Annotated in this window: 26 protein-coding genes; 15 read left to right on the forward strand and 11 right to left on the reverse strand. The window is 69.1% G+C overall.

Going from position 1 to position 25563, the window contains the following annotated elements; genetic code table 11:
* Positions 1-144: 144 nt before the first annotated feature.
* Positions 145-1170, reverse strand: a complete 1026-nt coding sequence (locus tag ACIBEI_RS43710) for an Lrp/AsnC family transcriptional regulator (protein WP_398896567.1) — start codon at positions 1168-1170, stop codon at positions 145-147.
* Between the two features lie 115 nt (positions 1171-1285).
* Here ACIBEI_RS43710 and ACIBEI_RS43715 point away from each other — a divergent pair, with 115 nt between their 5' ends.
* Together ACIBEI_RS43715 and ACIBEI_RS43720 are read left to right on the forward strand one after the other, a co-directional pair.
* Positions 1286-2839 (forward strand): AbgT family transporter, encoded by a 1554-nt coding sequence (locus tag ACIBEI_RS43715; protein WP_398896568.1) that lies wholly within the window; start codon positions 1286-1288, stop codon positions 2837-2839.
* A gap of 102 nt (positions 2840-2941) precedes the next feature.
* Positions 2942-4168 carry a M20 family metallopeptidase gene (locus tag ACIBEI_RS43720; protein WP_398896569.1) on the forward strand — a complete coding sequence of 409 codons (1227 nt, stop codon included), beginning with the start codon at positions 2942-2944 and terminating at the stop codon, positions 4166-4168.
* 70 nt (positions 4169-4238) lie between these two features.
* Here the strand turns inward: ACIBEI_RS43720 and ACIBEI_RS43725 are convergent, their stop codons facing one another.
* Positions 4239-4793, reverse strand: coding sequence for a GNAT family N-acetyltransferase (locus ACIBEI_RS43725; RefSeq protein WP_398896570.1), 555 nt, complete (start codon positions 4791-4793; stop codon positions 4239-4241).
* A 291-nt stretch (positions 4794-5084) separates the two neighbouring features.
* On the opposite strand from ACIBEI_RS43725, the gene ACIBEI_RS43730 reads away from it, so the two are divergent.
* The gene (locus ACIBEI_RS43730) at positions 5085-5384 is read left to right on the forward strand and encodes a DUF6087 family protein (RefSeq protein WP_398896571.1); all 300 of its coding nucleotides are present in this window, start codon (positions 5085-5087) and stop codon (positions 5382-5384) included.
* Between the two features lie 110 nt (positions 5385-5494).
* Positions 5495-5710: a KTSC domain-containing protein gene (locus tag ACIBEI_RS43735; RefSeq protein ID WP_398896572.1), complete on the forward strand. Its 216-nt coding sequence runs from the start codon at positions 5495-5497 to the stop codon at positions 5708-5710.
* Positions 5711-5749: 39 nt separating this feature from the next.
* Here the strand turns inward: ACIBEI_RS43735 and ACIBEI_RS43740 are convergent, their stop codons facing one another.
* The 7 genes from ACIBEI_RS43740 to ACIBEI_RS43770 form a co-directional block, all read right to left on the reverse strand.
* Positions 5750-6823 carry a serine hydrolase domain-containing protein gene (locus tag ACIBEI_RS43740; RefSeq protein ID WP_398896573.1) on the reverse strand — a complete coding sequence of 358 codons (1074 nt, stop codon included), beginning with the start codon at positions 6821-6823 and terminating at the stop codon, positions 5750-5752.
* 92 nt (positions 6824-6915) lie between these two features.
* Positions 6916-8013: a glycosyltransferase family 4 protein gene (locus ACIBEI_RS43745; RefSeq protein ID WP_398896575.1), complete on the reverse strand. Its 1098-nt coding sequence runs from the start codon at positions 8011-8013 to the stop codon at positions 6916-6918.
* Positions 8010-8546 carry a dCTP deaminase domain-containing protein gene (locus ACIBEI_RS43750; RefSeq protein ID WP_398896577.1) on the reverse strand — a complete coding sequence of 179 codons (537 nt, stop codon included), beginning with the start codon at positions 8544-8546 and terminating at the stop codon, positions 8010-8012. The genes ACIBEI_RS43745 and ACIBEI_RS43750 overlap by 4 nt, the downstream gene beginning before the upstream one ends.
* Positions 8543-9082, reverse strand: a complete 540-nt coding sequence (gene dcd / locus ACIBEI_RS43755; RefSeq protein WP_398896578.1) for a dCTP deaminase — start codon at positions 9080-9082, stop codon at positions 8543-8545. Before dcd ends, ACIBEI_RS43750 begins: the two co-directional genes overlap by 4 nt.
* Positions 9079-10308, reverse strand: coding sequence for a metallophosphoesterase (locus ACIBEI_RS43760; RefSeq protein ID WP_398896580.1), 1230 nt, complete (start codon positions 10306-10308; stop codon positions 9079-9081). Before ACIBEI_RS43760 ends, dcd begins: the two co-directional genes overlap by 4 nt.
* Positions 10305-11624, reverse strand: a complete 1320-nt coding sequence (locus ACIBEI_RS43765) for a UDP-N-acetylglucosamine 1-carboxyvinyltransferase (RefSeq protein WP_398896582.1) — start codon at positions 11622-11624, stop codon at positions 10305-10307. The genes ACIBEI_RS43760 and ACIBEI_RS43765 overlap by 4 nt, the downstream gene beginning before the upstream one ends.
* A gap of 5 nt (positions 11625-11629) precedes the next feature.
* On the reverse strand, positions 11630-12079 hold the full coding sequence (locus tag ACIBEI_RS43770) for an ATP-binding protein (RefSeq protein WP_398896584.1): 450 nt from the start codon (positions 12077-12079) through the stop codon (positions 11630-11632).
* A gap of 175 nt (positions 12080-12254) precedes the next feature.
* Here ACIBEI_RS43770 and ACIBEI_RS43775 point away from each other — a divergent pair, with 175 nt between their 5' ends.
* Positions 12255-13526 (forward strand): helix-turn-helix domain-containing protein, encoded by a 1272-nt coding sequence (locus ACIBEI_RS43775; protein ID WP_398896585.1) that lies wholly within the window; start codon positions 12255-12257, stop codon positions 13524-13526.
* The gene (locus tag ACIBEI_RS43780; protein ID WP_398896586.1) at positions 13523-14077 is read left to right on the forward strand and encodes a flavoprotein; all 555 of its coding nucleotides are present in this window, start codon (positions 13523-13525) and stop codon (positions 14075-14077) included. The genes ACIBEI_RS43775 and ACIBEI_RS43780 overlap by 4 nt, the downstream gene beginning before the upstream one ends.
* A 47-nt stretch (positions 14078-14124) precedes the next feature.
* Here ACIBEI_RS43780 and ACIBEI_RS43785 read toward each other — a convergent pair whose 3' ends face one another.
* Positions 14125-14307 carry a hypothetical protein gene (locus tag ACIBEI_RS43785; protein WP_398896588.1) on the reverse strand — a complete coding sequence of 61 codons (183 nt, stop codon included), beginning with the start codon at positions 14305-14307 and terminating at the stop codon, positions 14125-14127.
* 180 nt (positions 14308-14487) lie between these two features.
* Positions 14488-15147 (reverse strand): hypothetical protein, encoded by a 660-nt coding sequence (locus ACIBEI_RS43790; protein ID WP_398896589.1) that lies wholly within the window; start codon positions 15145-15147, stop codon positions 14488-14490.
* Positions 15148-15636: 489 nt separating this feature from the next.
* Here ACIBEI_RS43790 and hemL point away from each other — a divergent pair, with 489 nt between their 5' ends.
* The 9 genes from hemL to ACIBEI_RS43835 all read left to right on the forward strand — a co-directional run bounded on the left by hemL (position 15637) and on the right by ACIBEI_RS43835 (position 25513).
* A complete protein-coding gene (gene hemL / locus ACIBEI_RS43795) occupies positions 15637-16977 on the forward strand; it encodes a glutamate-1-semialdehyde 2,1-aminomutase (protein WP_398896590.1) in 1341 nt (446 codons plus the stop codon).
* Positions 16974-17648 (forward strand): histidine phosphatase family protein, encoded by a 675-nt coding sequence (locus tag ACIBEI_RS43800; RefSeq protein WP_398896592.1) that lies wholly within the window; start codon positions 16974-16976, stop codon positions 17646-17648. Before hemL ends, ACIBEI_RS43800 begins: the two co-directional genes overlap by 4 nt.
* Before the next feature lie 237 nt (positions 17649-17885).
* Positions 17886-19178: a hypothetical protein gene (locus ACIBEI_RS43805; protein WP_398896594.1), complete on the forward strand. Its 1293-nt coding sequence runs from the start codon at positions 17886-17888 to the stop codon at positions 19176-19178.
* A gap of 101 nt (positions 19179-19279) precedes the next feature.
* Positions 19280-19981 (forward strand): TlpA family protein disulfide reductase, encoded by a 702-nt coding sequence (locus ACIBEI_RS43810; protein WP_398896595.1) that lies wholly within the window; start codon positions 19280-19282, stop codon positions 19979-19981.
* Between the two features lie 6 nt (positions 19982-19987).
* Positions 19988-20755, forward strand: a complete 768-nt coding sequence (locus ACIBEI_RS43815; RefSeq protein WP_398896597.1) for a cytochrome c biogenesis CcdA family protein — start codon at positions 19988-19990, stop codon at positions 20753-20755.
* 3 nt (positions 20756-20758) lie between these two features.
* Positions 20759-22633 (forward strand): cytochrome c biogenesis protein ResB, encoded by a 1875-nt coding sequence (locus ACIBEI_RS43820; RefSeq protein ID WP_398896599.1) that lies wholly within the window; start codon positions 20759-20761, stop codon positions 22631-22633.
* Positions 22630-23739 carry a c-type cytochrome biogenesis protein CcsB gene (gene ccsB / locus ACIBEI_RS43825; RefSeq protein ID WP_398896600.1) on the forward strand — a complete coding sequence of 370 codons (1110 nt, stop codon included), beginning with the start codon at positions 22630-22632 and terminating at the stop codon, positions 23737-23739. The genes ACIBEI_RS43820 and ccsB overlap by 4 nt, the downstream gene beginning before the upstream one ends.
* Before the next feature lie 158 nt (positions 23740-23897).
* Positions 23898-24485 carry an RNA polymerase sigma factor gene (locus ACIBEI_RS43830; RefSeq protein WP_398896630.1) on the forward strand — a complete coding sequence of 196 codons (588 nt, stop codon included), beginning with the start codon at positions 23898-23900 and terminating at the stop codon, positions 24483-24485.
* Entirely contained in the window at positions 24482-25513 is a 1032-nt protein-coding gene (locus ACIBEI_RS43835; protein WP_398896601.1) for a CU044_5270 family protein, read from the forward strand. Before ACIBEI_RS43830 ends, ACIBEI_RS43835 begins: the two co-directional genes overlap by 4 nt.
* Positions 25514-25563 lie beyond the last annotated feature (50 nt).

Here is a 25563-nt window from a genome sequence, read left to right on the forward strand (position 1 = left end):
CTCCGTCCCTGCCCGGCCCGCCCCCCTACCCCCCCCCCCGAGGCGGCGCCCCAGTGGCCGCGGGCCTCTCCCCGCCACCCCTCCGGGCCCCCCCCCCGCCCACACGGGCGTTCCGTCTCAGATGTCTCAGATGTCTCAGATGGCTCAGAGCAGCGCCGGCGCGTGGAACGTACCGAGGCCCGAGGCCAGGTCGCGGTCCAGCCAGTAGCGGCGTGGTTCGGCGAGCATGACGTCGACGCTGACGGTGAGGATGCCGGGGATCCTGGCGAGTTCGTTGTCGATGAAGAGCGCCAGGGCGGAGCGGTCGGTGACCAGGCCGGTGGCGAGGACGGACATGTCGCTGGCCACGTGGGCGGCGAGCCGGGTCTGGGGGAGCCGGTCGATGCGGCGCATGACGTCGGGGGTCTCGCCGGGTGCGATCCGCAGGCGGAGCACGAAGGGGGTCTGGAAGCCCAGCCAGTCCGACACGATCTCCAGGCGCGGCTGGACCCACCGCTCGTCGAGGACCCGGCGGACGACCCGGTGCGCGGTGGAGGTGGCCAGGCCCGCGGCCCGGCCGATGCTCGCGGCGGAGGCCCGGCTGTCCTGGAGCAGCTGGGCGACGACGGTGCGTTCGGCCTCGCTGAGGGGCTTGGCGGGGGGTGTCGCGGTCGCGGTGCCCTCGGGGCGGGTGCCGGTGAGTTCGAGCAGGCCGGCCCGTTCGGTGTCGGTCAGGAACTGCGGATCCCAGGTGATGCCCCGGCGCAGGGTGCTGAGCGCGGGCAGGGCCTTGACGCGGCGGACGCCGGGCACGGAGAACATCCGGTCGATCGCCTCGCTGGTGGCCGCCTCGGAGGGGGCGTGCACGACGGCGTAGAGCGGGTAGTCGCCCGAGATCTGTGCCAGCAGTTGGAGGTGGGGTAGGCCCCGGAGGCGGTCCAGGACGGCCAGCGGGGTCTCGCCGGTGATGTCCAGGAAGACGTGGACCGGCATCGCCGTGGAGTGCATGCCCCAGTCGGCCTGCCCGATCACGCGGACCATCCGGGCCTCGTGCAGCCGGTCGTAGCGGCGCTTCAGCGTGCCGGCGTCGGCGGACAGGATCGCGCCGATGTCGTCCCAGGTGGCCCGGGGTGCCAGATGCAGTGCCCCGATGAGGCGCCGGTCGAGCTCGTCGAGGAGAGGGCTGGTCATAGCGCCCCACCTTAGACTGCCGATTAATCCCACCGTTACATCCAGGGTATAGAGAATCTCTCATCTGAGTGCCATTGTTCGCGGGAACATCCCTCAAATGCATGAAGAGGTACCGATGAGTGCCACCTCTGCCCAGCCACAGCCGACCGAGCCCCGGTCGAGAGCCCTGCGTGCCGCGTTCCGGAGCTTCGCGGCGATAGAGAAGGTCGGGAACAGACTCCCCAACCCGTTCTGGCTCTTCTGGATCCTCGCGGGGGTCGTCGCCGTCCTCAGCGCCGTGCTGGCGGCGGTCGGTGTCAGCGCCGTGCACCCCGGCACGCACGAGACCATCGACGTGCAGAACCTGCTCAGCAAGGCCGGACTCACCATGGCCGTCGAGGGGGCCGTCGAGAACTTCGCGGCCTTCCCTCCACTGGCCACCATCCTCACCGTGATGTTCGGCATCGCCGTCGCCGAGCGGAGCGGACTGTTCTCCGCCCTGCTGCGCCGCATGGTCGCGCGGGTGCCGGGCAGGTACCTGACCTTCGCGCTGTCGATGACGGCCATGGTCAGCCATGTCGCCGGTGACGCCGCCTACGTCACGCTCATCCCGCTCGGCGCCCTTGTCTTCCGCGCGGCGGGCCGCAGCCCCGTGCTCGGCTGCGTGGTCGCCTACGTCTCGATCGCCGCCGGCTACGACGCCTCCCCGTCGCTCACCACGACCGACGTACTGCTGTCCGGGATCTCCACGGCCGCCGCCCACACCATCGACGCGGACTACGTCGTCACCCCGGTGGCCAACTACTTCTTCGGGCTCGGTTCGTCGGTCCTGGTGGCCCTGGTGATCACCCTCGTCGTCGACAAGGTCCTGGCCCGCCGCTCGGACCTGGAGCCCGACGAGCCGGTCGCGGCCCTCGACGCCGACGAACTGGAGGCGATCGAGGTCACCGAGCAGCAGCGCCGCGCGCTGCGCGTGACCGGGCTGGTCGCCCTCGGCTTCGTCGCGTTCCTGGCGGTGGCCATGATCCCCGCGTCCTCACCGCTGCGCGGCGAGGGCGGCGGCATCGTCGAGTCCCCGCTGATCGGCGGGATGGCGCTCGTCCTGGGCGTGTTCTTCGCCGTGCTCGGCACGGTCTACGGCCGGATGACCGGGAGCTTCTCCGCCGCCGGAGACATCATCACCGCGATGGTCGACGGTACGCGTTCGATGGCGCCGATCCTCGTCCTGTTCTTCGCGATCTCCCAGTTCCTCGCCTACTTCAAGTGGACGAACATCGGCAACATCCTCGCCGTCAAGGGCGCGGAGACCCTGCGCGAACTGGACATGCACGGCTGGACCGTACTGGTCGGCATCGCCGTGCTGATCACCTTCATGAACCTCGTCATCACCAGCGGCTCCGCCCTGTGGGCCCTGGCCGCGCCCGTCCTCGTACCCATGCTGATGCTCATCGGCATCGAGCCCGAGACCACCCAGGCCGTCTACCGCGTCGCCGACTCGGTCACCAACTGCGTGACCCCGATGAGCCCGTACTTCGTGATGGCCCTGGGCTTCATCCAGCAGTACCGCAAGTCCGCGGGCATCGGCACCCTCGCCTCCTTCACGATCCCGATCGCCGCCGTCGTCTGGGTCGTCTGGGTCGCGTTCTTCGTGGCCTGGTACCTGCTGGGCATCCCTTTCGGCGTCGGCTGACCGCACCCTCCGCCACCGCACCTCGCCGAGGACCGCCGCCCCACCTCTGTAAGAGCACCTCCGCAAGAGAAAGAACCCCACCTCCGTAAGAGAAAGAAGAAGATGACCGCATCACCCGCAGCCGCCGCCCTCACCACCCGGGCCCAGGAGGTGTCGTCGCGGATCGTCGACGACATCCTGACCCTCGTACGCCACGAGACCAGCAGCTACGACCTCCCCGGCCTGGCGACCGGCCTGGACCTCCTGCGCGAACTGACAGTCCAGCGGCTCGGGCAGCCGGACCACGCGCACCGCTATCCGGGCGGCGAGTGCGGGGACACGCTGACTCTGACGTACGCCGGTACCGGTACCGGCACCGGTGCCGGGACGGGCGCCGGCGCTGGGACGGGTGCCGGGCACGTCTTGCTCGTCGGCCACTACGACACCGTGTGGCCGACCGGGACGCTCGCGGGATGGGAGCAGCCGGGGGCGTCCGAGGACGGGCGGGAGAAGCTCGGCGGGCCGGGCATCTTCGACATGAAGACCGGCCTGGCCCAAGGGATCTGGGCCCTGAAACTGGCCCGGGAGAGCGGCGCGCCCGTGCCCACCGTCACCTTCCTCTTCAACGGCGACGAGGAGATCGGCTCCCTTTCCTCGCGGCCGGTGATCGAGGAGGTCGCGCAGAAGGCCGACGTCACGCTGGTGCTGGAGCCGACCGCCCACGGCGCGGTCAAGACTGCCCGCAAGGGCACGGGGATCTTCCAGGTCACGGCAACAGGTGTCGAGGCACACGCCGGGCTCGCGCCGCAGGACGGGGCGAGCGCGATCACCGCGCTGTCGGAGTTCGTGGTCGCGGCGGCGAAGGTCGCCGCGCCCGACCGGGGCACCACGATCAACACCGGGCTCTTCAGGGGCGGTTCGGCCATCAACGTAGTCGCCGGGCAGGCCACCGCCGGCGTGGACATCCGCGTCAGCAGCGAGGCCGAACAGGCCCGTGTGGACGCGGAGTTGGACGCCATCAAGGTGACCGACCCCCGCGTCCGCATCGAGATCGACCACGCCTGGAACCGCCCCCCGATGACCCTCAACGCCGCCTCCGCCCCTCTCCTCGCCCTCGCCCGCGAGGTCGCCCGCGAACAGGGCCGCGACTCCCTCCCCGACACCGCCGTCGGCGGCGCCAGCGACGCCAACTTCGTCGCCGCCCTCGGCCTCCCGGTCCTCTGCGGCATGGGCGCGGTCGGCGACGGCGCCCACGCCCAGGGCGAGTTCATCTACCCGGACACGGTGCCGGCGCAGACGGCGTTGGTGGCGGGGTTGCTTGGGCGTCTTACGCGGCCGTTGCGGGGCTGAGTGCGGCAGCGGCGCACATCCGTGGGCGGGGGCGCCTCAGGGCCCTCGCCCGGACCCAGGTGAGGGCCGGTCAGGGGTTCCGGTTCCCGACTCGGCCCCGAAGACCCTTGAGCATGACCGCGTACACCGGTGAGTCGGCGAACGGCTGTTGCTCGCCGACTCTGTCGTATCCCCATGTCTCGTAGAGCGCTTGGACTTTGGAGTGTGTGACGTCGACCAGCAGTACGGCGAGGTCTTCCGTACGTTCCTTGAGTAGCGCCTCGTGCAAGCGGTCGGCGATTCCCTGCTTCCGCCAGCCTGGGCGCACCATCACCTCGGACACGGCGTAGGTGGAGGAGCAACCGTCCTTCGGCTCGAATCCGGTGGAGCGCCACCACTCGCGGCCGGGGGCGAGCGGGGCGCCGTAGGCGAAGCCGACCGGCTCGTCGACGTCGTACGCGACGACACAGGAGAAGCCGTCCATGATGCCCGACCAGTGGTCGACGAACCAGGCGAAGCGCTGATGGAAGGGGTCGTCCAGCTGGTCGGCGTAGGCGTCGGCGTGTACGTCGATGAGTATCTGCCGGAACCCTTCGGGGAGGTCCCCGTGCTGGAAGTGACGCAGGTCGGTCACGCTCGACTCCATTCGGTTCGCATGCGGTCTGCCCAGTCTCGTGCGTAGGAGGCGGAGGGGCCAGGACGAACAGGCCCCGGTGGAAGTCGCCGATGAGCGTGCCCACGCGGCCGGGTAGGGGATCCCCGCCCATGATCGTGAACACGTAGGCGGCCACCTGGGAGGAGTACAGCTCACCGAACACCGCGGCGTTCGGCGTGACGGTCTCCCAGGACGGGCAAGCGGTCTGGCTCGGGAACCCGAACGGCCCGCAGCGGCCGCTACCCTCCTGAGTCAGCCACCACCGACGTGAGGAACGCCAGGATGGACGACGAACCGCTGAAGGACTGGGCGGAACGCCGTGACGCGAAGATCGGCCGGCTTCGTGCCGTGCCTGTTGTGTCTGGCGACGGTTCCAGGGGAGCGCTTCTGCAACCGGACACGCCACGCGTCATCGAGCGGTGGAACGGGTACGTCTGGGAGTCGTACGCCTTCGCGGCCAACCTGGCCGAGACCAAGGCCGTCCTCTACCCGGAGAGCTGCGAGCCCCTGCCAGGAGGGGCGAAGCCGAAGCCGCTTGGCTCAGGCGAAGGGAAACACCGCAAACCTCCGGCGCCCAGGTAGGACCGAAGCTCGGGGTCCGGAAACCCCACTCAATCTGCTGGCCTGCCCATGCGGCGCGTCCAGGACTGACCGGTCTTGCCTCGCCTCGTACCGAACTTGGGAGAGATTCTGTGCAGCGGATACCCGTCGCCTCCACCAACCTGGCGTCCGTCGGCTATGAGTCGAACTCGGGGACGCTCGAAGTGCAGTTCAGAAATGGATCGATCTACCAGTACGCGGGCGTACCTGAGGCCGTTTTCAGCGGACTGATGAATGCGGCCAGCAAGGGGGCATATCTTGATGTCTTTGTAAAGAAGGCGGGCTACCCAGTTGTGAGAATCGCTTGACGCCACGAAGTCCTTACGGGGGTAGCCTTTGGCCAGGTATCAAGTGGTCGCGCGCCTTTGGTCAGTGAATGCCAATGAGCGGAATGTGTTGCGGACAAGGGTGAGTGGCTCGCGGTCACGGGTGTAGTAGAGCTTGTTGGTGAGCAGAGTCGCCCATCGGTTCTTTCCGGGGGAGATCCACACACCCGTGCCAGTGAAGCCGTAGTGGACCCAGACGTCGTCCGCCTTGGGCGCGGTGCCCGGAGCCGGGTGCCAGAACAGGCCACGGGGCGGGGTTAGTTCACCTGTGTGGATCTGCAGGGATTCCTTGACCCAGTCCGGGCCGAATCCGAGTGGCTCGCTCACTCGGGCCGGGGCCAACAGGTAGCGCAGGAACCTGGCGAGGTCATCGAGGACGGAGAAGGCCCCTGCGATGCCGCATACCCCGCCGAGCAAACGGGCTGAGAAGTCGTGTGCGGATCCCTTGAGATGGGTTCCCGTGCCGTCGTCGAGTTCGGTTGGCGCGCACCTGGCCGCTGCACCGTCGGGTAGCGGCCCGAAGCGGGTCTGTGTCATGCCTAGGGGTTGCCACACGCGGCTGTATGCCAGCGTGTCGAGGCTCTGACCGGAGAGGTGTTCGGCGAGGTAGCCGAGGATGAGCGCGGCGCGGTCGGTGTACTCCACGGCCTCGCCGGGCGGCCGGTGCAGGGCTTCGCGGAGGACGCCGTCGCGGATGTCCTGGGGATCGGTTCCGTAGAGGTTCCGAAGGTTGGCTCGGAGCGGAACGCCGGCGGTGTGCGCGAGCAAGTGACGTGCGGTTGCCTGGGCCAGAGGGAGTCCGTTCACCTCGGACCAGAAGTCGCCCAGTGGCGCGTTGAGTTGAAGCTTGCCGTCCTCGACGAGACAACCGATGGTCGACCACACGGCGAGGATCTTGGTCAGACTGGCGACGTCGAAGACGGTGTCGCGCCGCATCGGCTCACTGAGCCGCTCGGGATCCACGACGCCCGCGGTGCCGCTGGCCTGGATGCCCTGGCTGTCGCCGATGGCCCAGACGGCGCCGGGGTAGACCTTGTCGCGGGCGCCATCGTGGAGGAGCTGGTGGATGCGGTCGGTATCGAGGTCGAGCGCCATGTTCTCCCGATCGGTCGTGGGCCGTGCCGTGTGGTGCCCCGGCGTTCAGCGTAGTGATGAGCCGTGCGCAGTTCCCGTTGCGGCGTGGGTGGTCAGGCGAGCTGTGTGCCGAGGTCGTGCAGGGCAGCTGCCGTGGCGGTGAGGGGGTGGCGGGCGGCGTTGGTGCGGCCTGCGGCCTGGAGAGCGGGCAGGAGGTCGGGTGCGCTGCGGAGTCGGTTAACGGCTTGGGCGAGGCTGGCCGGGTTGGTGAAGTCGGTAGCCAGGCCGGTTGCGGCGAGGGTGTCGTTCAGCCCGGGGACGGGCTGGTAGATGACCGGCAGCCCGCAGGCCTGGGCTTCGAGGGCGACCAGGCCCATGGCTTCGAGGGTGGTCGAGGGCATGAGAAGGGCGTCGTGATCGGCGAAGGCTTTCCATAGTTGTGGACGGCTGAGCCAGCCGAGGTAGCGGACGTGGACTTTGAGGAGGCGCAGGAGCGGGGTCAGGCTGCGGAACTGGTGGCGGGGTGCCGCGATGCTCAGTTCGACGGCCCGGGCGACGGGCATCGCGAGCAGGAGCGCCTCGATGCCCTTCTCGGGAGTGAGGCGTCCTGCATAGAGCAGCCGGAGGTGCTCAGTTGGCCGGCGAGCGGGGCGCGCCGGAGGAGCGGTGAGCAGGTGATCGGGGATGCCCCAGGGAATCTTCATGAGCTTCCTGCGATCGGTGATGGGGACGAGTTGGAGGAGGCGATCGGCCATGGCGCCGGTGGGGACGACGATGGCATCGGCAAGCCGTGTGGTTTCTTGCAGGACTCGGAGCTGGTCGCGGTGGGCTTCTGCGAACAGCAGGTCGGTGCCGTGGACGAGCGCGATGCGGGGGTGGGCAGGCAGCGCGCGCATCAGGGCCGGGGTTCCGCCGAAAGCGAGGTGCTGGAGGTGGAGGACGTCCACCTTGGACGGGTCGATGCGTTGCGCCAGGGTCCGGCGCAACGCGTTGACGTACGTTGTGAAGGGCGGTCCGGAGAGGCATTTGCCGGCCGCAGCCATCAGGTCCAGCCCCGCAGGTAGGCGAGGCGGATGTGTCTGTGGGGCGAGCATGAAAGCCCGGGCCGGGATCAGCGGGTTCTCGCCGGTGTAGAGGTCGAGGAAAAGCTCGACGCTTCCGCCAGCGCTGCCGAAGGGCAAGTCGAGGACGGTCGCGACCCGGGGGCTCACATGGCACCTCCGGCGAGTTCTTCGTAGAGGCGTGAGATGCCGATGCCTGCGGTCGCGGTGTATTTGAGGCCGTGCAGTTGGTAGCTGGCCGGGGTGCCGAGGCAGCGGAGGAAGACGAGCTTGCCGAAGGTCATCCGGGGATAGACGCGGACGGGTCTGGCGGCGCGGATCTCCAGGGTCCAGTGGATGGCGTGACCTTGGTGACCGAGCGGTGCGGAGACGTGGACCCAGATGCCGAGCGCGCCGATGGTGCGATCGCCGTTCAGGAATTGGGCGTACGTCTCCGAGCCGGTCCTCTCGTGGGTGGCGCCGAGGTACAGCACGTCGGGACGCAGAACGAGTCCGGAGCCTGGGATGGCGGTCTCGGTGTACGGAGTTGGGGCGGCGGCGTCCAGGTCGGTGTCGCAGATGCGCAGGGTGTCGCCGAGACGCCAGTCGTAGGCGTTGGGGGAGAGGCGGGCCGGATCGTACGGCTCGATGGTGATCTCTCCTGCGGCCTGCGCCGCGGCGATGGCGGGACCAGTGAGGATCACGAGGCAGCCGCCTGGAGTTTCGTCACGTCGCGCCAGTAGCCGGAGGGCTGCGGGCCGGCTGCTGCCTGGTACTTGCCGCGGTAGAGGGCGACGGGGCCGACGGACGCGAAGAACATGATCTGCCCGATCCGCATGCCGGCGTAGACGCGCAGGGGACGGATGGGGGTGAGCATCAGGGTCCACTGGCCATGGAAGCCGATATCGCCGATGGGGGCGGTGATCTCGACGAACAGGCCGAGCCGTCCGATGGATGAGCGGCCGAACAGCAGTGGTACGAGGGTGTCGGAGCCGACCTCTTCGAGCGTGTGGCCGAGGTAGAGCTCGCCGGGCTGGAGGACAAAGCCGTCCGGGCCGATGGTGCACTCGGCGGTCGGGTTGGGCTGGTGGGCGTCGAGGACGTCGGCGGTGTAGGTGAGCAAAGTCGGACCGAGGCGAACGTTGTAGCTGTTCGGGTTGACCTGGTCGGGGGCGAAAGGGGCGATCCGCAGGCGGCCGTCCTGGGCGGCGGCGGTGATCTCTGGGCCGGTGAGGATCATCGTGGGCTTCCTTGGGAGGGCGCTGTGAGGACATGCTTGACGGCCTGGCCTAGAAGCAGCCCCGCGGCGTGGGTCCGGCCCGCGAGGCAGGTGTCGGCGAGGTAGTCGGTGGTCAGCACAGTGGTGATGCCGTCCGGCAGAGGATCCGGTGTGGTGACGAGCGACCCGGCCTGCTCGGCGAGATGGGCCAGCAGGCCATGAAGGTCCTGACGGAAGTCTTCTGGGACATGGGCGTGGACGAGCTGGTTGTCGAAGGGCTCGATGGCGAGCAGATCACCCAGGGTGAGGATGCCGCCGAGTGGGACGGGACGGAGCACGGTCTCGTTGAGGATGACCGCGTCGACGCCGAGTCCTGTGCGCAGGCGCGCTGAGAGGTCGACGAGCAGGTTGTGGCGATCGGGAGTCTTGTGCCGATACGCCTTGGTCACGGGGCCGAGGACGGCGGTCAGCTGCTGTCCGAGTTCGCCGATCTTCGTTTCCAATGGCTCCAGTTCGGCAGGGACAAGAGCCGGAGCACGGTCCCGGAAGCGAGTCGGGCCAGCGCCCCAGCCTGGTCCGACGGGCGTGGCGATCGCGTACCCGTCTGCGAGTTCGCGCCCCTTGACGACGAGAGTGTCGCCGACCCGAACCGGGCCGTATTGGGCGCTGTGGCAGTGCCCGGCGAAGATCACGTCGAGGAAGGGGCAGACGGCCGCCAGCTTGAGGTCCTCGTCGAAGCCGGAGTGACTGAGCAGGATCCAGTCGTCGACCTCGTGGTGGTGGGCGAGCATTACCACGCGCAGGGCTTGGACGGGGTCGGTCACGCGGTGATCGGTTCGATGCTCGGCAGGGATGGCGTTGAACGCCTGCTGTCCGATCACTGCGGTGATTCCGACTCGTCGCCCCGAGACGCGAGTGGTGCAGAGGCGCCGGAAGAGCGCGTCGCCTGTATCGGCCTGGACAGCGTTGGCGCACACCGTGAGCCGGTGGAGGTCAGGTTCGAAGTAGTGGGGCCAGCCGTGATTGCCGGGAGCCAGGACGTCGTAGAGCTGGAGCAGGATCTCGCGCTCGATGGCCCCTTGGGCGAGGCGGTAGTAGCCGGAACCTTCGAAGAAGTCGCCGCAGTCGACGATGAGCGAGGTCGGGCGGAGAGCATGGAGGTGGCTCAGGAAGGGCACGGCGTTGTCGAGGGCGGAGTGGACGTCGGTGGTGGCCACGATCTGGCGCAGGGTGCGCTGGGTGGTCATGGGGTGACCTCGCAGATGTCGGCGCCGAGGGCGCGTAGCTTGCCGGGCAGGTCGGCGTGGCCGCGCCGGAGCTGATCGAGGCCACCGAGCGTGGTGACACCGCTGGCGGTGAGGCCCGCGACCATGAGGGCGGAGCCGGTGCGGATGTCGGTGGCCTCCACGCCCGCTCCGGTCAGTCGTTGGGGTCCGGTCAGGCTGCATTCGGTGGGGGAGGTCTCCTCGATCTCGGCGCCGAGGCGGGTCAGTTGGGGGAGCAGGTTGCCGTGGCGGCCGGGGTTGATCGCGTCGGCGAACAGGTGGGTGCCCGGCAGGTTGAGGGCGAGTGCCATCAGAGGTGGTTCGAAGTCGGCGTCCAGGCCACCGGGGCTGAGGGACGCGATGGCGCGCAGCGCGCGGCCCGTCGGTCGCGCGTCCTGGGAGTGGACAGAGAGGACGCCGGAATCGGCGTCGGCAGGGATGCCCAGTCGCCGGAACGCGGCGACGAGCGGGCCTACGTCCCTGCCGTGCACGCCCGCGATGCGTGCGGTACCTCCGGTTGCCGCGACCGCGCACGCCAGCGTGCCTGCCTCGATCTTGTCGCCAGGCACTGCCCAGACGACAGCTTCGTCCTGGCCAGGAGGCGGCGGTAGGAGGCTGAGGAGGTGCTCACTCGCCTGGGTCTTCCAGCCCACGGCCCTCAGGGCGTCGAGCACCCAGAGGATCTCTGGGGAGAGGTTGGGCTCACCCAGCCGTAACGGTCGACCGGTTGTGACGGCGCGCAGTACGGCGGCCACGGTTGCCCCGCGGGAGCGGAACGGCAGCATGAGGGAGACGGTGCCGGTGCGCGGCGAGACGCTCTCGACGCGGTAGCAGGAGTCCTCCACTGCGCTCCGGTCGCCGAACGCCTCGTACACCTTGAAGTGCAGCTCCATCCCGCGTGCACCGATCCGGCAGCCGCCGGGCCACGGCAGCCGTGCCTCGCCATGCCGGGCGAGCAGAGCGGGCACCAGGTAGTACGAGGCACGGATGTGGGCGGCCTGCGCCAGTACGGGAGATACGCACCGGCTCTCGGTCGGCAGGATCACCGCACTGGCCGGCTCCCCGACGGGCTCTGCGACATGCCAGCCCGCCTGCTGCAACAGCGCCAACATGATCTGGACGTCCGTATTGGCAGGGATGTTGCACAGCCGGACGGGGCGACCCAGGGCTGCCGCGGCGGCCAGCAGCGGCAGGGCGGCGTTCTTGGAACCATCGACGGTCACGCTGCCGACGAGCGGGGGACCGGGGCGTACGGCGATCACCTCGGCGGCCCGTGCCGGGGTGGAGGCGGTGGTCATTGCAGTCAACTCCTTTGCAGAGGAAGGGAGACGGCGATCTCCTGGCCCGAGCGGGTGGGCAGGGCGATCTCGGCCCAGCACCGTTTGCCGGTGGGTGTCGGATCGGCGCCGTACCGGTCGGCCAGCACGGCGACGAGGAACAGCCCGCGGCCGTTCTCGGCGTGTTCGTCCGGGAAGCAGAGCGGGAAGCAGAGTTGGGGGAGCGCAGGGTTCGAGTCGTCGACCTCGATGCGCAGGCCGGCTTCGACGACCTGAACCGACAGGGAGACCTGCCCGGTGCCCGCATGCCGGAGTGCGTTGGTGACCAGTTCGCTGATCACCAGTTCGGCGGTGTGCATCAGCGCGTCGTCCAGCTCCGTCTCCCAGCCCGTTATGGCGTTCATCGCCTGGTGCCGGACGGCGGTGACCGCGGCGGGTGTGGTGGGTACGGACAGAGTGAGCTGGTGCGCTGCCATGAGCGGCCTCCCGAGGTTGGTGCGGCCACTTCACGCAACCAGCTCGTAGCGGTGGGTGGTTAGCCCAGGTGCTGGCGCTGCATCGGTTATGCAGGAGCTGCATCGCGACGAAGTACCGCTGATCTACGCTCGGTTGAGCAGGCAGGATCGGCGACGGCGAAAGGGGCCGTGGCAGATGGCCGAGGCACACAGCGAAGCGAGACGGATCGGCGAAGCGATCCGTCAGGCGCGGGTCTTACACCGACGCTCGCAGAAGGACGTCGCCGCCGCGCTCGGCTACCACCAGTCCAAGGTGAGCCGACTGGAGGGCGGCCGTGGCACAGAGGACATCCGTGTCCTGCGCGCCGTTGCGCAGGAACTCATGATTCCACCCGAGCAGTTGGGCCTCGCCGTCGTTCTCGATGCCGTTACCGCCGATCCCGAAGCTGAAGAGATGCACCGCCGTGCCTTCCTCGCCGCGAGCATCGCAGCGCTCGCGACCCCTGCCGCCGCAGCCGCCGCCCACGACGACCTGGTCCAGGCCCTTCTGCCTGGCCTCGGCCCGACGAAAACCGGCGCTCCCTTGGATACAGCGGTTCTGCGTGAGCGGGTCGGCACGGCCCGCAGGCTCTTCTACACGTGCGACTACGTGGAACTGGAACGCGCGCTGCCCGGCCTGATCGCGGACCTCAGACTGGCTTCCAGCGGTGTGGTGGACAGCGACGTGCTGTCCGCGCTGCTGGCCACTACTTACCAGACCTCGACCAGCCTCCTGCTGAAACAGCACGACCAGGGCAATGCCTGGCTCGCGGTCGGCCGAGCGATGGCCGAGGCCGAACGCTCCGGTGATCCCGTGGTCCTCGCCTCCAGTGTCCGGGTGCAGGCCCACGTCCTGGCCCGCGAGAAGCACACTTCTCAGGCCGTCACCCTTGTCCGGCACACGGCCGATCAGCTCACCGGCTCCTACGATCGCCGTTCCCCGAAGTACCTGGCGGCCGTAGGGCTGTTGCTGCTGCGCGGTGTGACGGCGGCCAGCGGCGGGGGCAACCGCGAGGCCACCAAGGAGTTCCTCTCCGAAGCCAAAGAGGTGGCACGGTACGTGGCCCTCGACAGTGCCGATGCCTGGGCCAACTTCAGCCCCACCAACGTCGCTCTCCACGAGCTGAGCGCACTGGTGGCCTTCGGTGACTCCGGGCTTGCTCTCCAAGCAGCCCGCCCGCTCATGCGTCGGCACATCCCTGTCCCCGAGCGTCGTGCCGCTCTGTGGGTGGAGGCCGCCCGTGCCTACAGCCAGCAGGGCCGTCTCTCCGATGGCTACCAGGCCGTGCGCATCGCCGAGACCTGCGCTGCTCAGGACATCCGCCGCCCGGCGGTGCGCGACCTGGTCGCCGACATGGCTGCCCGCGACCGGCGCCGTACCCTGCCGGAACTGCACCGTTTCAGTCGCCAACTGGGAGTCCCCGCGTGACCGAGCCGAACGCCCCGGAAAAGAAGCCCTTCCTGTACGTCGTCGTCTGCGCCTGCGGCATCGCCGGCGACGTCGGCAAGCTGATCACCGCAGCCCAGGAGCGCCACTGGCACGTCGGCGTCGTCGCCACCCCGCAGGGCCTGGGCTTCCTCGACACCGAGGCGATCGAGACGCAGACCGGCTACCCGATCCGCTCGGCCTGGCGCACTCCCGGTGACCTCCGGCCGCTCCCGCCCGCGGACGCGATCGCGGTCGCGCCGGCCACCTTCAACACGGTCAACAAGTGGGCCGCAGGTATCTCCGACACGCTAGCCCTGGGCATCCTGTGCGAGGCGTACGGCATGGAAATCCCCACAGCCGTCGTGCCCTACCTCAACGCGGCTCAGGCTGCCCACCCCGCGTACCAGCAGAGTCTGGAACGGCTACGCGGGATGGGCGTTCTGATCGGCTCGTACGACCCGCACAAGCCCAAAGCCGGCGGCGGGGCCGACCGCTTCCGCTGGGAGGAGGCGCTGGAACTTCTCGCTCCCCGGCTGTCCGCGCGGGCGTGATCAGCGCGGCTGCCCGTTCGAGGACTCCCGAGACGAAGCCGACGGGGTCATGTGGGGCGGAGCAGTAGGGCGTTGCACTGTGCACCAGGCGTTGACTGCTCCACGCCGCGCCGGGCCTTCCAGATCACCTGAACACTGCGACGCACGACGCGGGCGTTGGCACGGTCGGAGGCGATGCCGGAACGGGTGGCGCGCTCGAAGACGATGGCGGCTCGTTCGAGTTCGGCCATGCTGCGGCCCGCCGATCGGAGTGCACACGCCTCACGCGCAGCCTGGCCCAGCACCAGCTCACCGCCCGCCGCCGCTGCGACCTCGTGCCTTAAATGTGCCCTGGCCGCCTGACGGCCCCATCCGGGCACATGAAAGGGGCGGGGTTCGAAAACCCCGCCCGAACACCATGAAACCCCAGGTCAGGGCCACACCAAGCAATAAGGCTGATGCCCCGCCTCATGCAACCGATGGCTGAAGTCCTGCCACTCGTGCAGCAGCTGGTACACGTTGTACGCGTCTCGGGGGCCGCCGCGGTCCGGGACCGTGGACCAGATGAAGGCGGCCGCGCCCACGGCCTCCTCGCCGATGCCGCGGAGGGGGTCGACGACGGTCATGGGGAGCTTGACGACGGCGTAGTCGGGGTGGAGGACGACGAGTTCCAGCGGGGGCACCTTGTGCAGCGGTATGCCCTCTATGCCGGTGAGGACCATCGCGGCCATCGTCTCCGGCTTGATCTTGGTGAACATGCCGTTCATGCCGAGCTCGTCGCCGCCGAGTTCTTCGGGCCTCATGGAGATCGGAACGCGTGCGGCGGTCGCGCCGTCCGGGGCTCCGAAGTATTTGTACGTCACCCCCACCCGGCCACCATTCCCGCTTCCTGCCCTGAGCTGGTCCGCCCCGCGGTCTGTGTAGTCCATACCGTCCATACGGCTCGACGGGTCGATCCGCTCAGAGTCGCCCTGCGATCCCTCTGCCTGACGTGTCTCGGCCGCTTCCGCCTCGCGTCGGTGCTTCCCCCGCCGGGCACGCCGAGGACCCAGGTCATCGGTCCCCTCGCCCAGTCCGCCACCGCGATGCATATCTCCACCCGACTGCTTTTCTAAGGCGCGCGACCCCCGCCACGCAACCCGATCATCGTGAGAGTGACCTCCCCCACGACCGCCCGCCGAAACGTGCGTTGAAACACTTGTCCGTCGCCGTGGACCGACCCCACGCGTGTGAAGTCAACTATCCCCGAGAACGGCACCTTCAGGGAGTCTAGGTAGTTCGCGCTCGCGGTGACCAACGAAGAGTGGAGCGGCGCGCGGTATCACGTGACAGCAGGGTATACCGTTCCCGAGCCGATTAGCAGATATCGGTGAAATCGGGCATCCGGAGTGGGGGGTTCGGGCGGGGGTCCCCGTGGTCGGAGACCCCGGGGCAGAGCCGGGGCGACCCGCCCCGGCTCTGCCCCGGGCCGTACGCTGAAGGGCATGGCAGAGGCGAACAACATCTCCGGCGGTGCGTCACCCGAGGTGCCCCAGGTATCCCAGGTATCCGAGGTATCCGAGGTATCCGAGGTGCCTGAGGTGCCCCAGGTACCTGTGGCGGGGGAGGCCGTCCCTTATCCCTACGAGGCCCCGGTCTCGCAGACCCTTTTCGACCGTGCGGCGGCCGTCACGCCCGGTGGCGTGAACTCTCCCGTCCGCGCGTTCCGGGCCGTGGGCGGTACGCCCCGGTTCATGGTGTCCGGCAGCGGTCCCTACCTGACGGACGCCGACGGGAGGGAGTACGTGGACCTGGTCTGTTCCTGGGGGCCGATGATCCTCGGCCATTCCCGTCCCGAGGTGATCGCGGCGGTCCAGGAGGCCGTGTCCCGAGGTACTTCCTTCGGTACGCCCGGGGAGGGCGAGGTCGCGCTCGCCGAGGAGATGGTCGCGCGGATCGAGCCCCTGGAGCAGGTGCGGCTCGTGTCCAGCGGGACCGAGGCCACCATGTCCGCGATCCGGCTGGCCCGCGGGTTCACCGGGCGTGCCAAGGTCGTGAAGTTCGCCGGCTGCTACCACGGGCACGTGGACGCGCTGCTCGCCGCGGCCGGCTCCGGCGTCGCCACCTTCGCGCTTCCCGACACTCCGGGCGTCACCGGCGCCCAGGCCGGGGACACCATCGTCGTGCCGTACAACGATCTCGACGCCGTGCGCGAGGCCTTCCGGGCCCATCCCGGTGAGATCGCCTGCGTTATTACGGAAGCTTCGCCCGGGAACATGGGTGTGGTGCCGCCCGGGCCCGGGTTCAACCAGGGGCTCAAGGACATCTGTGCCGATGGCGGCGCGCTGTTCATCTCCGACGAGGTCATGACCGGCTTCCGGACCAGCAGGGCCGGTTGGTACGGCGTGGACGGCGTCACCCCCGACCTCATGACCTTCGGCAAGGTCATGGGAGGCGGCTTCCCGGCCGCCGCGTTCGGCGGGCGGCGGGATGTCATGGCGTACCTCGCGCCTGCCGGGCCCGTCTACCAGGCCGGCACCCTGTCCGGGAACCCGGTCGCGACCGCCGCCGGGCTCGCGCAGCTGCGGCTGCTCGACGACGCCGCGTACGTGAAGGTCGACGCGGTGTCCGAGCAGATCCGTACGCTCGTTGCGGACGCCCTCACCAAGGAAGGTGTGGCGCACCGGCTGCAGAACGCGTCCAACATGTTCTCCGTCTTCTTCACCGAGACGGAGGTACGCAATTACGAGGACGCGAAGGCGCAGGAGTCGTACCGGTTCACCGCGTTCTTCCACTCGATGCTGGCGCAGGGCGTGTACCTGCCGCCGTCCTCGTTCGAGTCCTGGTTCGTGTCGACGGCGCACGACGAACGGGCGGTTCAGCGGATCGCCGACGCCCTTCCGGCGGCGGCACGGGCAGCAGCGGAGGCCACGGCAGCATGAGTGACATCACCGTCGTACACGTGATGCGGCACGGCGAGGTCGCCAACCCGGACGGGGTTCTGTACGGGCGGCTTCCGGGCTACCGCCTGTCCGAGCTCGGGCAGCAGATGGCCGAGCGGGTCGCCGAGCACCTCGCCTCGCGGGACATCACGCATGTCGTCTCCTCGCCGCTGGAGCGGGCGCAGGAGACTGCCACGCCGATCGCCAAGTCGCACGGTCTTGAGCTCGCGACCGACGGCCGGCTGATCGAGGCCGACAACGTCTTCCAGGGCAAGACCTTCGGGGTCGGGGACGGTGCGCTGCGCCGGCCCGAGAACTGGAAGCACCTGGTCAACCCGTTCAAGCCGTCCTGGGGCGAGCCGTACGTGGACCAGGTCGTACGGATGATGGGGGCGCTCGATGCCGCGAGGGACGCGGCTCGGGGGCACGAGGCCGTGTGTGTCAGTCATCAGCTGCCGATCTGGATCGTGCGGTCCTATGTGGAGCGGCGGCGGTTGTGGCACGACCCGCGGAAGCGGCAGTGCACGTTGGCGTCGTTGACGACCTTCACGTATCAGGGCGACAGGATCGTGTCCGTTGGCTACAGCGAGCCTGCGCGGGATCTTGTGCCTGCGCATCTGCTGGCCGGGGCCAAGCCGGTGAAGGGTAAGTCCAAGGCCTTCGGGGCGTAGTTCTCGTTGTGCGGGCCGGTGGGGGCTTGTCGCGCAGTTCCCCGCGCCCCTGAATGGTGGGACCCAGCCCTATCGAGACGGGTAAAACCGTCTGTCGCGTTCCGGTGTGTCCGTTACAGGTTCATCTTCGGATAGTCACCGAAATATGTGCGTGTGACCGGGAACCCACGTGTTCGTCGTGCCCTCTAACCCGGTGTCCATTCGACATGGGCGCAGGGCACGACGAATGGGGACGGAATGCGCGACATCAGCCGAAGGGGAGCGCTGGGGCTCGGGGCCGGGGCCGCGGCCGCGATGGGGCTCGCGGGCTGCGGTACCGCACTGGGAGACGGCTCCGGCGGGGTCGGGGGTTCCGGAAACCGCGGTAACGGCGGAAACAAGCGTGGCGACCACCCCGTACGCCCCATCGGTGACGGTTCCACCTCCTTCACCGGGAAGCAGCCGAAGCAGCCCGGTAGGCCCCGGCGTCTCGAACCCGGTGAGACCCCGCCGCAGTTCGTCGTCTTTTCCTGGGACGGCGCGGGTGACGTCGGCAACGGCCTCTTCGAGCGATTCCTGAAACTCTCCGAAGAGCACGACGCGAGCATGACGTTCTTTCTCTCCGGGCTCTATCTGCTGCCCGAGTCGAAAAAGCGCAAGTACCTCCCGCCGAACAACGCGCCGGGCGCGTCCGACATCGGTTATCTGACGGACGACCACATCAAGTCGACGCTGAAGAACGTCCGGCGGGCCTGGCTCGACGGCCACGAGATCGGCACGCACTTCAACGGCCACTTCTGTGGCGGCAGCGGCACGGTCGGCAACTGGACGCCCGCCCAGTGGAAGAGCGAGATAGCCCAGGCGAAGTCCTTCGTCAAGGAATGGCGTACGAACACGGGCTGGAGCGAGGCCGAGGTGCCCGCGCTGCCCTTCGACTACGAGAAGGAACTCATCGGCGGCCGCACGCCCTGTCTGCTCGGTCAGAGCAACCTGCTGCCCACCGCCCGCGAACTCGGCTGGCGCTACGACGCCTCCTCGCCCGGCGGCACCCAGGTCTGGCCCAGGAAGAACGGCGGCCTCTGGGACCTGCCGCTCCAGGCGATCCCCTTCCCCGGCCACACCTTCGAGGTCCTCTCGATGGACTACAACATCCTCGCCAACCAGTCGGTCAACTCGACGCAGGCGCCGCCCGCCAACTACCCGGCCTGGCGCGAGCAGGCGACCAAGTCGTACATAGCTGGCTTCAAGCGGGCATACGAGACGAATCGCGCCCCCTTCTTCATCGGCAACCACTTCGAGGAGTGGAACGGCGGCATCTATATGGATGCCGTCGAGGGTGCGCTGAAGCACATCGCCGGCAAGAAGGACGTACGCCTGGTGTCGTTCCGCCAGTTCGTGGACTGGCTCGACGCGCAGGACCCGGCCGTCCTGGAGAAGCTGCGCTCCCTTGGTGTGGGGCAGGAACCGGCCGGTGGCTGGAACGGGTTCCTCGGCGATGTCGGTACGAACTCCGCGAACGGGTCGGAGAAGGGCTCGGGCAAGGCGGCCTGACGGTCGCCCGGAACAGTGCCCGAAATGGCGTCTGACATGCGGGTTTCCGCCTGCGAGGGGGGTGCGCAAGATCCTCGGAACGGACATGCGAAACTTTTCACATGAGTGCCGCCAGCCGCGCCCCCCAGCGCTCGATCCGGACCCCTCAGCGCACGAACCGCACGAACCGGGCCCACGGCCGCAGTCGCAGCCAGAGCCGCGGCCAGAGCCGCGGCCGTAGTCATGGCCGCGCCGTCCTGCTGACCGGCGGGGCCGTCGTCGCGGCGCTGCTGCTGTCCGCGTGCGGCTCCGGGGGCAAGTCCGGCGGGACCGGCAACACCGGCTTCGTCACCGGCTCCGACGGCATCGCGACGGTGAAGCAGGGCAGCCGGGTCGCGGCTCCCGAACTCTCGGGCAAGACCATCGACGGCAAGCAGCTCGACATCGCCGACTACAAGGGCAAGATCGTCGTCCTGAACGTCTGGGGCTCCTGGTGCGGCCCGTGCCGCCTGGAGGCGAAGAACTTCGTCAAGGTCTCCGAGGACCTCAAGGACCAGGGCGTGCAGTTCGTCGGCATCAACACCCGGGACACCAGCACCAGTCCGGCGATCGCCTTCGAGAAGGCGCACGGGGTCACGTACCCGAGCCTGTACGACCCGACGGGCAAGCTGATGCTCCGCTTCAAGAAGGGCACGCTCAACCCGCAGACGATCCCCTCCACGCTCGTGCTCGACCGGGACGGCAAGGTCGCCTCCCGCTCGCTGTCGGCGCTCAGCGAGGCGAGCCTGCGCAAGATGCTCAAGCCGATCCTCGCGGAGAAGTGACGGCTCGTGTCCCTTCTCGTAGCCGCGGGCACCGACCCCAACCAGACCGTCCTCACCGGGGCGCTGGTACTCGCCATCCCGATCGCCGTACTCGGCGGGCTCGTCTCCTTCTTCTCACCGTGCGTACTGCCGCTCGTGCCCGGTTATCTGTCGTACGTCACCGGGGTCAGCGGTACCGACCTGGCCGACGCGCGGCGCGGGCGGATGGTGGCCGGAGCCTCGCTGTTCGTGCTCGGCTTCACCGTCGTGTTCGTCTCCGGCGGGGCGCTGTTCGGCTACTTCGGGTCGACCTTGCAGGAGCACAAGGAAATTCTGTCCAAGGTGCTGGGCGTGCTCATGGTCCTCATGGGCGTGTTCTTCCTGGGGATGATGCCCTGGCTGACCCAGCGGGAGTTCCGCTTCCACAAGCGGCCGGTCGCCGGGCTGGTCGGCGCCCCCTTGCTGGGCGCGCTGTTCGGAATCGGCTGGACGCCCTGCATCGGCCCGACCCTCGCCTCAGTACTGGCGCTCTCCTCCGACCAGGCGAGCGCCGGTCGCGGGGCCATACTGACCATCGCGTACTGCGTCGGTCTGGGCGTGCCCTTCGTCCTCGCGGCCGTCGCCTTCCGCAAGGCGCTCGGCGCCTTCGGCTGGGTCAAGCGCCACTACGTGTGGGTGATGCGCGTCGGCGGCGGAATGATGATCGCGACCGGTCTGCTGCTGCTGACCGGCGCGTGGGACAGCATCGTGCAGGAGATGCAGGGCTGGTCCAACGGCTTCACGGTAGGGGTCTGATCGATGGGCACGACACGGGACACGGACGTGCGGACCGGTGAGGCGGCCGGTCGGACGACGGGTGAGGCGACCGGTGAAACGGCCGGTCAGGAGAACGACACCGCCGCGACCGACACCGCCGCGGCTCGGGACGCGGGCGAACTCGGTGCGGCCGGAGCCCAGCTGTCCACCGCGCCCCGGGACACGGTCGTACCGGGCTCCTTCGGTGGTGTGCGCGCCCCCGGCGCGGCGGGATGGCTGGCGTGGACCGGCCGCGAGATCGTCGGCTGGGCCCGCTGGTTCTGGCGGCAGCTGACCTCGATGCGGGTCGCGCTGATCCTGCTCTTCCTGCTGTCGCTCGGCGCGATCCCCGGCTCCCTGATCCCGCAGACGGGCCAGGACGAGACCAAGGTCGCCGACTTCATGGGCCGGCACGAGACCCTGGGCCCGATCTACGAGAAGCTCGGCCTCTTCAACGTCTACAGCTCGGCGTGGTTCTCGGCGATCTACATCCTGCTGTTCATCTCACTCATCGGCTGCATCGTGCCCCGCACCTGGCAGTTCGTGGGCCAGCTGCGCGGCAGGCCGCCGGGCGCCCCGCGACGGCTGAACCGGCTGCCCGCGTACACGACATGGCGCACCGAGGCCGCGCCGGAGGCGGTCCGCGAGGAGGCCCTGAAGCTGCTGACGCGGCGGCGCTTTCGCGCGCACGCCGCCGGGGACGCCGTCGCCGCCGAGAAGGGCTACCTCCGGGAGGTCGGCAATCTCGCCTTCCACATCGCGCTGATCGTGATGCTGATCGCCTTCGCCTGGGGCCAGCTCTTCAAGTACGAGGGCAACAAGCTGATCGTCGAGGGCGACGGCTTCGCCAACACCCTCACGCAGTACGACGACTTCAAGTCCGGGAGCCTCTTCAGCACGGACGACCTGGAGCCGTTCAGCTTCGTCCTGGACAACTTCAGGGGCACGTACGAGCCGTCTGGGCCCAACCGCGGCACCCCGCGCATCTACGAGGCCGCCGTCACCTACAGCGAGGGCGCCGACGGCACGGAGAAGCAGCGAAAGATCGAGGTCAACGAGCCGCTCGACATCGACGGCACGAAGGTCTACCTCGTCAGCCACGGGTACGCGCCCGTCGTCACCGTCCGGGACGGCAAGGGCGACGTCGTCTACAGCCAGGCCGTGCCGCTGCTCCCGCTCGACTCCAACGTCACCTCCACCGGTGCGATCAAGGTCATGGACGGCTACCGTGACGCCGACGGGAAGAAGGACCAGCTCGGCTTCCGGGCCTTCTTCCTGCCGTCGTACGGCGGGGCGAACACCGCGGTGGTCTCGCAGTTCCCCGCGCTGCTCAACCCGGTGCTGAACCTGGAGGCCTTCCACGGCGACCTCGGTGTGGACTCGGGCCTCCCGCAGAGCGTGTACCAGCTCGACAAGACCAACATGAAGGGGTTCAAGGACTCCAAGGGCAAGCAGCTCAGGGAGAACCTGAAGCCCGGCGAGACCATGAAGCTCCCGAACGGTGCCGGCTCGATCACCTTCGAGAAGGACATCAAGGAGTGGGCCGGCTTCCAGGTCACCGAGCAGCCCGGCTCCGGCTGGGCCCTCGCCGGAGCCCTCACCGCCATCTTCGGCCTCGCCGCCTCCCTCTTCATCCAGCGCCGCCGCGTCTGGGTCCGCGCCACCACCGGTCCCGACGGCGTCACCGTCGTCGAGATGGCCGGCCTCGGCCGCAGCGAGTCCGCCAAGGTCCCGGAGGAACTGGGCGACCTGGCCGGGATCCTGTACGACCTGGCGCCGGGCGCACCGGACACACCGGAGCCCGACCCGGACCCGGAAGCAAAGAACTCCACCCCCGAACCCCCCGCCGTACCTGCCGCCGAAGGGGCTGAGAAGTGACTCTCGCCGCCGCAACCGAGCTAGCCGCCGCGACCAACGAAAACCTCGCGAACCTCAGCAACACGCTGATCTACTCCGCGATGGCCGTCTACACGCTGGCCTTCTTCGCGTACATCGCCGAATGGCTCTTCGGCAGCCGCAGCAAGGTCGGCCGGACGGCCGCCGCGCTGACCGCGGACAAGGACGCCAAGAGCAAGAAGGCGGCGGCTCCCGCGGTCACCGTGAAGAACGCGGGCGGAACCGCCGTACTGGAACGGCCCAAGGTCGTCACGCGGGCCGCTCCCGGCTCCCGGGACGTGCCGGACGGGCCCGGCGCGCACGGCGGGGACGAGCAGGGGGACCTCTACGGGCGTATCGCCGTGTCCCTGACCGTGCTCGCCTTCCTCATCGCGTTCGGCGGGGTGCTCGCGCGGGCCCTGTCGGTGCAGCGGGCGCCGTGGGGCAACATGTACGAGTTCAACATCACCTTCTCCACCGTCGCCGTCGGTGTGTACCTCGCGCTGCTCGCGATGAAGAAGAACGTCCGCTGGATGGGCCTCTTCCTGGTGACCACGGTCCTCCTCGATCTCGGTCTCGCCGTCACTGTCTTGTACATCGCCAGCGACCAGTTGGTTCCCGCCCTCCACTCGTACTGGCTCTACATCCACGTCTCCACCGCGATCTTCTGCGGTGCCGTCTTCTACGTGGGCGCGGTCGGCACGATCCTGTACCTCTTCAAGGACTCGTACGAGAACAAGCTGACGACCGGCGGGAAGCCCGGCCGTTTCGCCACGTCCGTCATGGAGCGGCTGCCCGCGTCGGCGTCCCTCGACAAGTTCTCGTACCGCGTGAACGCCGCCGTCTTCCCGCTGTGGACGTTCACGATCATCGCGGGCGCCATCTGGGCGGGCGACGCGTGGGGCCGCTACTGGGGCTGGGACCCCAAGGAGACCTGGTCCTTCATCACCTGGGTCGCCTACGCCTGCTATCTGCACGCCCGCGCCACGGCAGGCTGGAAGGGCCGCAAGGCCGCGTACATCGCGCTCATCGCCTTCGCCTGCTGGCTGTTCAACTACTACGGCGTGAACATCTTCGTCTCCGGCAAGCACTCCTACGCGGGCGTCTGACACCTCCGTACGGCACTCCCGTACGGCACCTCCGTCTGACACCCTCGTACGACCCGAGGCCGGTTCCATGTGACGCACGTCACGGGAACCGGCCTTCGTCGTACGGACAGGTGGGGGACGTGGAGACGAATCAGGGGGACCGCCCGGATCAGCGGGAGTTGCGCGCCCGTATCCGGGCCGGGGACGCGGAGGCGTTCGGCGGGCTCTTCGACGCGTACGCGCGTTCCGTCTACAACCACGCCTTCCGGCTGACGGGCGACTGGTCCGGGGCCGAGGACATCGTGTCGCTGACGTTCCTGGAGGCCTGGCGGCTGCGGGAGCGGCTGGACGAGGAGGGCGGTTCGCCGCGGCCGTGGCTGCTCGGCATCGCCACGAACGTGGCCCGCAACAGGCGCCGGGCCGCCCGGCGTCACGCGGCGGCGGTGGCACGGCTGCCGCCCGCCGAGGCCGAGCGCGACTTCGCTGACGAGGTCGCCGCCCGGATCGACGACGTGGAGTACCTCAGGTCCGTACGCGTCGCCGTCGACCGGCTGCGCCGCCCGGAGCGCGAGGTGCTCGCGCTCTGCGTCTGGGGCGGTCTCGACTACGCGGCCGCCGCCGAGGCGCTCGGCGTCCCGGTCGGCACGGTGCGCTCCCGGCTCTCCCGGGCGCGCACGAAGCTCGCGGCGGAACTCGTCGGCGGGCGCGGACAGGTGAGGGATGGCCGCCCGTCCGTGGCCGGGCCCATCCAGGAGGGGAACAAGTGAGCACGATTCCCGAGAAGGACCTCCCGCCGGGCCGTCACCGCGCCCTGAAGGAGCACTTGATGCGTGAGATCGCGAGCGACCAGACCCCGCTGCCCGTACGGACGCCGGTCTGGCGCCGCCCGGCCTTCGTGGCCCCGGTGGTGGCCGCGGGCCTTTCGGTCGCCGTCGTCATCGGGGTCAGCGTGACCCGGGACGCGGCCTCGGACGGGCCGCCCAGGCCGCACTCCGCGGCGTCGGACCGCCCGGAGCGCAGGAGTTCGGAGAGCCCGGACCATCTGCTGGAGCGGATCGCCGTGGCCGCCTCGAAGCTGCCGACCGGGGCCGAGGGTGACGAGTTCGTCTACACGAAGACCGACACCTACCACTGGAAGATGGACCCCAGCAAGACGGTGGGGGACTGCCCCAGGACCCTGGAGGGCCACGAATACGGCGTACGGGAGCGCTGGGAGTCCGTCGACGGTCAGCATGTGGGCCTGTCGCGGGAGCACAGGACCGGCGGCGGTGTGGTGGAACGGCCGATCGCCAAGCAACTGCCCGGCAAGCACACGATCAACTTCTACGAGCAGGCGTTGCAACTCCCCACCGACACGGAGGGGATGTACCGCTGGCTCTACGGGCTCGACCCCGGTGAGAAGCCCTCCGGCAAGCGGTCCGCCGACGAGGCCGCCTTCGTGAAGGCCGGCGAGCTGCTCACCGGCAGCCTCCTGCCGCCGAAGACCGCCGCCGCGCTCTACCGGGCCGTCTCGAAGATCCCCGGGCTGATCGTCCTCGAAGGCGCCCGGGACGCGGCGGGCCGCACCGGAGTGGCCGTCGCCATGGACGGCGTCGGTGCCATCGGCTTCGGGCAGGGGGGCGAGCCCCGCTCCGAGCTGATCTTCGACGAGAAGACTCTCGCCTACATGGGGCTGAGCACGGTGAACCTCTCCGCCCCGGAGAACCGGTGCCAGCCCCTCGCGGCGGGCGAGCTCGTGGGCTCGGTCGCCATCCTGGAACGGGCTGTCGTCGACAAGAAGGGCGAGCGGCCGTAGGGGCCCGGGGGCCGGTACCGCTCGCCGGTCCCCCCTCACGGCCCGCCTTC

This window comes from Streptomyces sp. NPDC050988, from assembly GCF_044456225.1.
In the GTDB taxonomy this organism is placed as follows: Bacteria; Actinomycetota; Actinomycetes; order Streptomycetales; family Streptomycetaceae; genus Streptomyces.

Excerpts from the sequence above, each read along its gene's own strand:
- ACIBEI_RS43760 (WP_398896580.1), bottom strand. The coding sequence starts at position 10,308 with ATGACCACCCAGCGCACCCTGCGCCAGATCGTGGCCACCACCGACGTC.
- ACIBEI_RS43810 (WP_398896595.1), top strand. The coding sequence starts at position 19,280 with ATGAGTGCCGCCAGCCGCGCCCCCCAGCGCTCGATCCGGACCCCTCAG.
- ACIBEI_RS43785 (WP_398896588.1), bottom strand. The coding sequence starts at position 14,307 with ATGGCCGAACTCGAACGAGCCGCCATCGTCTTCGAGCGCGCCACCCGT.
- ACIBEI_RS43740 (WP_398896573.1), bottom strand. The coding sequence starts at position 6,823 with ATGGCGCTCGACCTCGATACCGACCGCATCCACCAGCTCCTCCACGAT.
- ACIBEI_RS43805 (WP_398896594.1), top strand. The coding sequence starts at position 17,886 with ATGCGCGACATCAGCCGAAGGGGAGCGCTGGGGCTCGGGGCCGGGGCC.
- ACIBEI_RS43790 (WP_398896589.1), bottom strand. The coding sequence starts at position 15,147 with ATGCATCGCGGTGGCGGACTGGGCGAGGGGACCGATGACCTGGGTCCT.
- ACIBEI_RS43820 (WP_398896599.1), top strand. The coding sequence starts at position 20,759 with ATGGGCACGACACGGGACACGGACGTGCGGACCGGTGAGGCGGCCGGT.
- ACIBEI_RS43725 (WP_398896570.1), bottom strand. The coding sequence starts at position 4,793 with ATGGAGTCGAGCGTGACCGACCTGCGTCACTTCCAGCACGGGGACCTC.
- ACIBEI_RS43715 (WP_398896568.1), top strand. The coding sequence starts at position 1,286 with ATGAGTGCCACCTCTGCCCAGCCACAGCCGACCGAGCCCCGGTCGAGA.
- dcd (WP_398896578.1), bottom strand. The coding sequence starts at position 9,082 with ATGATCCTCACCGGCCCAGAGATCACCGCCGCCGCCCAGGACGGCCGC.
- ACIBEI_RS43800 (WP_398896592.1), top strand. The coding sequence starts at position 16,974 with ATGAGTGACATCACCGTCGTACACGTGATGCGGCACGGCGAGGTCGCC.
- ACIBEI_RS43770 (WP_398896584.1), bottom strand. The coding sequence starts at position 12,079 with ATGGCAGCGCACCAGCTCACTCTGTCCGTACCCACCACACCCGCCGCG.
- ACIBEI_RS43775 (WP_398896585.1), top strand. The coding sequence starts at position 12,255 with ATGGCCGAGGCACACAGCGAAGCGAGACGGATCGGCGAAGCGATCCGT.
- ACIBEI_RS43710 (WP_398896567.1), bottom strand. The coding sequence starts at position 1,170 with ATGACCAGCCCTCTCCTCGACGAGCTCGACCGGCGCCTCATCGGGGCA.
- ACIBEI_RS43765 (WP_398896582.1), bottom strand. The coding sequence starts at position 11,624 with ATGACCACCGCCTCCACCCCGGCACGGGCCGCCGAGGTGATCGCCGTA.
- ACIBEI_RS43730 (WP_398896571.1), top strand. The coding sequence starts at position 5,085 with ATGGACGACGAACCGCTGAAGGACTGGGCGGAACGCCGTGACGCGAAG.
- ACIBEI_RS43720 (WP_398896569.1), top strand. The coding sequence starts at position 2,942 with ATGACCGCATCACCCGCAGCCGCCGCCCTCACCACCCGGGCCCAGGAG.